Origin of the sequence: Flavobacterium sp., from assembly GCF_031363805.1 — a bacterium.
In the GTDB taxonomy this organism is placed as follows: Bacteria; Bacteroidota; Bacteroidia; order Flavobacteriales; family Flavobacteriaceae; genus Flavobacterium.
In genome coordinates, this window is record NZ_JANLVD010000239.1 from 1 (window position 1) to 7395 (window position 7395).

6 protein-coding genes and 1 tRNA gene are annotated in these 7395 nt (G+C 34.3%); 2 read left to right on the top strand and 5 right to left on the bottom strand.

The window, feature by feature from the left end:
* On the bottom strand, window positions 1-225 hold a 225-nt coding region (locus RMN92_RS12425), incomplete at its 3' end, for an adenylyltransferase/cytidyltransferase family protein (protein ID WP_309609759.1).
* 168 nt (window positions 226-393) lie between these two features.
* Here RMN92_RS12425 and RMN92_RS12430 point away from each other — a divergent pair.
* Window positions 394-3747, top strand: a complete 3354-nt coding sequence (locus RMN92_RS12430; RefSeq protein WP_309609760.1) for a reprolysin-like metallopeptidase — start codon at window positions 394-396, stop codon at window positions 3745-3747.
* Between the two features lie 48 nt (window positions 3748-3795).
* On the opposite strand, the gene pth is transcribed toward RMN92_RS12430, so the two are convergent.
* From pth to RMN92_RS12445, 3 genes are all read right to left on the bottom strand, one after another.
* On the bottom strand, window positions 3796-4425 hold the full coding sequence (gene pth, locus RMN92_RS12435) for an aminoacyl-tRNA hydrolase (RefSeq protein ID WP_309609761.1): 630 nt from the start codon (window positions 4423-4425) through the stop codon (window positions 3796-3798).
* A 228-nt stretch (window positions 4426-4653) separates the two neighbouring features.
* The gene (locus tag RMN92_RS12440; RefSeq protein ID WP_309609762.1) at window positions 4654-5268 is read right to left on the bottom strand and encodes a 50S ribosomal protein L25/general stress protein Ctc; all 615 of its coding nucleotides are present in this window, start codon (window positions 5266-5268) and stop codon (window positions 4654-4656) included.
* Window positions 5269-5374: 106 nt separating this feature from the next.
* Window positions 5375-6316, bottom strand: coding sequence for a ribose-phosphate pyrophosphokinase (locus RMN92_RS12445; protein ID WP_309609763.1), 942 nt, complete (start codon window positions 6314-6316; stop codon window positions 5375-5377).
* A gap of 316 nt (window positions 6317-6632) precedes the next feature.
* On the opposite strand from RMN92_RS12445, the gene RMN92_RS12450 reads away from it, so the two are divergent.
* Window positions 6633-6712, top strand: a tRNA-Leu gene (locus tag RMN92_RS12450).
* Window positions 6713-6847: 135 nt separating this feature from the next.
* Here the strand turns inward: RMN92_RS12450 and RMN92_RS12455 are convergent.
* A partial coding sequence (locus RMN92_RS12455; RefSeq protein WP_309609764.1) for a DUF4082 domain-containing protein occupies window positions 6848-7395 on the bottom strand: 548 nt, incomplete at its 5' end.

Sequence of the window (7395 nt, forward strand, 5' to 3'; positions counted from 1 at the left end):
TTCTTCATTGGTGTTTAGCAATTTTATTTTGTCGTCTGCATGCAAAACTGTTCTAGGATGTTGAGAAAAGGTGAGAACAACCGTTTCTAAATCATCGTTAGAAACGCTATTTAAAAGGCGGTTTATAATTTTTTGATGTCCTAAGTGTACGCCATCAAAAGTGCCGAGAGTAACCACTGTTTTTTTATTGCAATTAAAATCGGAAATGGAATGAAAAATTTTCAAGATATTTAAATTTATGCAAATATAAAGTTAAGTTTCGAGATTATAAAATTACGAATACTCATTAAAAAAAATACTATTTAGTGCAAACTATTCAAATATTAAATCAATTAAAACAAGAGTTTGCAAAAAATTATTATATTTGTTCTTTCAAATAAAAAACTTGTAACAATGAAAAAACAATTACTGACATTATTAACGGCTGTCTTTTTTTTGACAGTCGGTCACTCACAAACTGATAAATTATGGTCTGCCCATAATGGCGAAAAAAGCAATATTACTACAGATAAAGCTGTAGCAAGACTATCTTTTCCTAAAGAATTCAAATTGTATGATTTGAATATTGAATTAATGAGAAATTCATTGTTTTCTGTAATTGGAAAAACAACTGAAAAATCTCTAATTATAACTTTACCAAATGCTGATGGTAAAATTGAACAATTTAAAGTTTTTGAAGCATCTAATTTTGAACCAGATTTGCAAGCCAAATTTCCTGAAATAAGAGCTTTTTCTGGTCAAGGAATTACAGATAAATACGCTACCTTAAAGTTGAGTATTTCTCCACAAGGTATTCAAACTATGATTTTCAGAACAGATAGAGAAAATGAATTTATCGAGGCTTATTCTGAAGATCACGCTGTATATGCCGTATTCAAATCGCAAAGAGAAAAAGGAAAACTAGCCTGGTCATGCTCTACTGATGATCAAAAAATGGTTTCTAATGTAACTTCTAACCAAACAAATACAAATAAATTTGATGATGGTAAATTAAGAGTGGCACGTTTGGCACAATCTTGTAATGCCGAATATGCTAACTATTTTGGCGCAACTAGTGCTGCACAGGTAAGTTTAGTATTAGCTGCTTTCAATGCTACATTAACTCGTTGTAATGGTGTGTATGAAAAAGATTTGGCTTTACACCTTAATCTTGTAGCAGGTTCTACTAATATTATTTATTATGACCCAGCCACCGACCCGTATTCTACTACACTAAGTCAATGGAATACGCAGTTGCAAATTGCGATAAATACAACTTTAACTGGTACAGGCACTACATTAGCCGCTAACAATGCAGCCTACGATATTGGTCATCTATTTGGTAAAAGTGGTGGTGGTGGTAATGCAGGCTGTATAGGCTGTATATGTGTAGACGCTGTTGCGTCTGGAGCTGGCTCCACAAAAGGTAGAGGAATCACTTCACCTTCTGACGGAATACCACAGGGAGACACCTTTGATATTGATTATGTAGTACATGAAGTAGGTCATCAAATAGGAGGAACACATACTTTTTCCAATAGTAATGAAGGTTCTGGAACTAACAAAGAAGTAGGTTCTGGAATCACCATCATGGGATATGCTGGTATTACTAGTCAAGATGTTGCTCCAAACTCAATCGATGCATATCATCAAACTAGTATAGCACAAATTCAAGCTAATTTAGCAACGAAAACATGTCCTGTAACTACTACAATATCTGCCGATAATGCTACACCTGTAGTAAGTCCAGTTAGTAATTACACTATACCAAAAAGCACCCCTTTTGTGCTAACAGGAGCCGCAACAGATAGTAATGCTGGTGATGCTTTAACTTATTCTTGGGAACAAAATGACGATGGAGGAACCTCTACTGGCGCAGCAAGTAGTGCAAGTCCAACTAAAATTATAGGACCTAACTTCTTATCATTCAGACCAACAGTTTCGCCATTAAGATATTTTCCTAAATTATCATCAGTAATTGCAAATTCAAATACTACACTAAATATTGGGGGAGATGCTGGTATTTTAACTGAAGCATTAAGCTCTGTGTCTAGAACATTAAACTTTAGGTTGACTGTTCGCGACAACTCGCCTTACAGTTCAACGCCACCACTTAAAGTAGGGCAGACTGCTTTTACAGATATGGTAGTTACTGTAAATGCAGCGGCTGGACCTTTTTTGGTAAATTCGCCTAATACTGCTGTTACTTGGTTTGTAGGAGCTAATCAGAGCGTAAATTGGGATGTAGCGGGAACTACCGCAAATGGCATAAATACTGCATCTGTAGATATCTTTTTATCAACAGATAGTGGATTAACTTATCCTATCCAACTCGCAAGTCAAGTTCCTAACAGTGGTAATGCAACAATTGTTGTGCCTAATAATGTTGGAACTACAAATAGAGTTATGGTAAAAGGATATCAAAATGTCTTTTTTGACATTTCAAATGTTAACTTTTCAATCGTTACGCCAACATCTACTTTTGCTATTTCGGAGTCAGGTCCACTAAATAATCAAATTTGTGTTGGAACTGCAACTAGTGATTATAATTTTAATTATAATGCTTTAGGTGGATTCTCTGGAACAACAACTTTTAGTGCAACTGGGAATCCTCCTGGCTCTACTGTTGCATTTAGTCCAGCAACTATGGGTGCTACAAGTGGCGCTGTTACTATGAATGTTAGTGGGCTTGCTGGAGTTGCTCAGGGTAGCTATAACATTACGGCTATTGCTACCTCCGGCTCAACAACCTCAACTATTGCTTATGTTTTAAATGTGGGTGTTGCAAACACCACATTAACAACACCTGTAGATAATGCCATCACTCAAAACACATCACTTACCCTTTCTTGGGCATTAGTTAGTAATGCAACGTCCTATGATGTGCAAATAGCAACAGATGCAGCCTTTGCTTCAATTGTAAATTCTGGGAATGTAATAACAAATAATTACAGCGCTACAGGTTTAGCTCAAGGAACAAGTTATTTTTGGAGGGTATTGCCTAAAAATGCAATATGCTTGGGAACATATAGTACTGGTTTTAAATTTACTACTGGAACAATAAATTGTACAACTACAGCTTCAACAAACATACCAGTTACGATACCTGCTACTGCTAATGTTAACCCAATTAATTCAACATTAAATATACCAAGTGGGGGAAATATTTCTGATTTAAATGCAACAATAAGCATAGATCATACTTACACATCAGATATGACTATATCTTTAATTAGCCCTGCTGGTACTGAAATACAATTGGCCGTAGAGCCTTGTGGTACGAGCGATAATATAAATGCAACTTTCGATGATTCAGGAATTGCTGTTGTTTGTGGAACTAATCCGGCAATATCCGGAACTGTACTTCCTGCCCAACCACTATCAGGATTCAACGGACAAAATTCTACTGGTACATGGACTTTAAGGGTTAGGGATCCTTATAATAATGATGGTGGAAAAATAAATTCATGGAGTTTAAAAATTTGTACTCTTGCCCCATTGGGTGTTCAGAATAATGAATTTACAAATTTTTCATTATTTCCAAACCCAAATAATGGTATGTTTACAGTAAAATTCACTTCAGAATCATCAAATGATATTATGATCAATGTGAATGATTTGAGAGGAAGACAAGTATTTGAAAAGAAATATTCAAACAATGGTGCTTTTAATCAAAATATTAGTTTAGATAAATTGGAATCAGGTGTTTATCTGGTTTCTATAATTGATGGTGAAAAGAAAACAGTAAAAAGAATTATTGTTGAATAATCTTAATATATTCTTAAAACAAAAGGGATGGCATAATGCCATCCCTTTTTATTTTCCATTGTAAGTAGTCATGGCATTTTCTAAACCTGAAAGCGCAAAACATTTTATTGCTTCAATTGATTTTTCTAATCTTTCAGTTAGTTTTTCTTTTTCAGTTTCGTCCCATTCTCCCAATACATAATCAACTTGTTTTCCTTTTTTGAATTCGTCGCTTATTCCAAAACGAAATCTTGGATATTCGGATGAGTTTAGAATTTGTTGAATGCTTTTTAAACCATTGTGTCCACCATCGGTTCCTTTTGGTTTTATGCGAATGGTTCCGAAACCAAGATTCAAATCATCTGTAATAATCAATACATTTTCTATATTTATTTTTTCTTTTTCCATCCAATATTGAACTGCTTTTCCACTTAAGTTCATATAGGTGTTGGGTTTAAGCAACAAAATTATTTTTCCTTTTAATTTGTATTCTGCAAGCGATCCTAATTTTACGGTTTGAAAATCGAGAGATTCTTGTTTGGCTAAAAAATCCAATGTTTTGAACCCAATGTTGTGGCGGGTATTTACATATTCGGCGCCTATATTGCCGAGTCCAACTATTAAAAATTTCTTCATATAAATATTTTTACTTTCTTCGGGTTTGGTTGTAGAAAAAAGATTGGTAAGCCATTGTATCATTTTACAAAAATAGATTTTTTGATTGGTAAATTTTAAGAAAATGTTTCATAGAATTTAAAATGTTTCTTCGTAGCCCTGATGGAAGTGGAAATCCTTTTTTGTGGTTTTGTACTTCGACAAGCTCAGCATGACAAAACCACAAAAAAGATTGAAACGGACAGCGGGAAATAGCTCCAAATAAAAAAAGCGCCCCAAATTGGAGCGCTTTTAAAAAATATATTGAAAAAATTATTTTTTCTTTCCTTTTGCAGCTGGCGTTTTTGCAGCTTTTGCAGCTTCCTGAGCGGCTTTCATAGCAGCACGTGAAATTCTTACTTGAGCCACAACAGTGTTGTCTGGGTGCAAAAGCTTAAATTTATCTGATGCTAATTCTGTAACATAAATTTTGTTACCCATTTCTAGAGGCGTAATATCTGCATCTAAAAAATCTGGCAAGTTGGCTGGCAAAGCTTTCACTTTCAATTTACGAGAGTTTAAACGTAAAACACCACCTAATAATACACCTGGAGATGTTCCAATGATTCTAACTGGAACTTCCATAGTAACTTCTTTATTGTCAAATAATTGATAGAAGTCTATGTGTAAAATTTTGTCAGATACTGGATGTACTTGAATGTCTTGCAAAACTGCGTTGAATGATTTTCCACCTGCCAATTCAATCGAAACTGTGTGCGCGTTTGGAGTGTAAACCAAGTTTTTGAATGCAGCAGTTTCTGCTGAAAAGTGTACTGGTTGATCTCCTCCGTATAATACGCAAGGAACCGCTCCAGCATTACGTAAGGCTTTAGTCGAAACTTTTCCCACGCTTTCTCTTTCTGATCCTTTAATTGTAATCGATTTCATTTTAAAAAAATATAGTTAATAAATAATATTTATGCTTTAGGCTAAAAACTATATGCTTTTAGCAAAATGTAATGAGATTGCTTCGTCGTTCCTCCTCGCAATGACTTTACATTAAAAATTTTCCACTTATAGAATTGTTGTGGTGCACCATTTGCATTACTTCAGAAAAAAGTGGCGCACAACTCACTACTTTTATTTTATTTGATTGCTTTTTTAACGGAATTGAATCTGTAACAATCAACTCAAGCAATTTTGAATTTTCTATTTTTTCGTAAGCTTCCCCAGATAAAATAGCGTGGGTACATATTGCTCTTACACTCAATGCTCCTTTTTCTATCATTAAATCTGCCGCTTTCGCTAATGTACCTCCAGTGTCGATCATATCGTCCACTAAAATCACATTTCTACCTCTTACTTCTCCAATAAGCTCCATTGTATCGATTACGTTGGCTACTTTTCTTTGTTTGTAACAAATGACTACGTCCGATTCTAAGAATTTAGAATAAGCATAAGCTCTTTTTGAACCTCCCATATCTGGCGATGCTATAGTTAAATTGTCTAAATTTAAACTTTTTACATAAGGCAAAAATATAGTGGAAGCAAACAAATGATCTACTGGTTTTTCAAAAAAACCTTGTATTTGGTCTGCATGCAAATCCATAGTCATAATGCGAGTTGCGCCTGCTGTTTCCAATAACTTTGCCACTAGCTTGGCTCCAATTGGCACTCTTGGCTTGTCCTTTCTATCTTGACGTGCCCATCCAAAATAAGGAATTACAGCTGTAATGTGTCTGGCTGAAGCTCTTTTTGCAGCATCAATCATGAGCAACAATTCCATTAAATTATCTGCGCTTGGAAATGTTGAACAAACGATGAATGCACGCAATCCTCTTAATGATTCTTCATAAGAAGGTTGAAATTCACCATCACTATATTTTGAGAACGTAACCTTTCCTAGCTGTACACCATAGCTTGCGGCTATTTTCTCGGCTAGATAAACACTTTGCGAACAGGCAAAAATTTTCGCTTCGGGTTCTAGGTGTGGCATTAGTGTGTCATTTTTATTCCGTTGCGATTCATATTATCCAGCTTTGACATTTGTCTAATTTGGATGTTACTATACGCCTCGGGTGTAGTTAGTTAGTGTGTTTCGTTTTACCGAGGTGCAAAAATAGCAATAAAAATAATGTAAAACATAAAATTTTAAAGTATTTTTATAGAAATTGTCATTTTATTTTTTAAATTTGCACCGTGTTAAAGAAATTTAATTTTAAATTAATTTCTTGAAGCGATAAAATAGCTGTTGTTATTTTAAGTCAGCTGATGTAGGTTTTTCAAACCTGACAAAAGCATAATTGCTAATTGCCCGGATGGCGGAATTGGTAGACGCGCTGGTCTCAAACACCTGTGGGAAACCGTACCGGTTCGACTCCGGTTCCGGGTACATGGATCCTCTTCGAAAGAAGGGGATTTTTTGTTTATTTAAAATTCGTTTAATTTGAAAAATTTGGTTTATTTTATTAAACAAAAAAAAGCTACCTTTTCATGTAGCTTTTTTGTTTTAAATTGAAAATATATTTTATTCTGTTCTTTGAAAATCAAAAGAAATTCCGTCAGGGAATACTTTATCTAGTGTCGCATTAGGAAAAGCAGCAACAGCAGCAGCATCTTCAGAACCGCCATAAATATGTCCACTGACAACAATATTTCCACAAGTAATTGGGTAAAGAATATTTGTGTTTTTTATATTATTATAAAAAATTTTACTGTAATATGAAATTACATATTCTTTGTCCTTTTCAAGAACAATTGAACTTGATAATGTTTTTTTTGCTTCAACATTTGCTGACTGTACAAGTATACTTGCTGTCGCTACAATAGCCTGAGTTTGTTTATTCCAAATTGTAATTCTAACTCCATCTGTATTGATTGTTGGAAGCCTCAAGCTAATGGCATTTATTTTTCCTTTTACTGTTGGTTTAAATACAATGCCATTTTCATAATAAAATGTTGAAGGAGTATTTGCTTGATTAACAAGATTAAATATTGCTTTCGTTTTAAATTCACCTAGAAAATTTTCTTCTGGATAAATGGTAGCTGGTGTTTGAGAAGCATTGTCATCCTCTT

Coding starts and splice junctions, on each gene's coding strand:
- pth (WP_309609761.1), bottom strand. CDS start 4,425: ATGATACAATGGCTTACCAATCTTTTTTCTACAACCAAACCCGAAGAA.
- RMN92_RS12440 (WP_309609762.1), bottom strand. CDS start 5,268: ATGAAATCGATTACAATTAAAGGATCAGAAAGAGAAAGCGTGGGAAAA.
- RMN92_RS12430 (WP_309609760.1), top strand. CDS start 394: ATGAAAAAACAATTACTGACATTATTAACGGCTGTCTTTTTTTTGACA.
- RMN92_RS12445 (WP_309609763.1), bottom strand. CDS start 6,316: ATGCCACACCTAGAACCCGAAGCGAAAATTTTTGCCTGTTCGCAAAGT.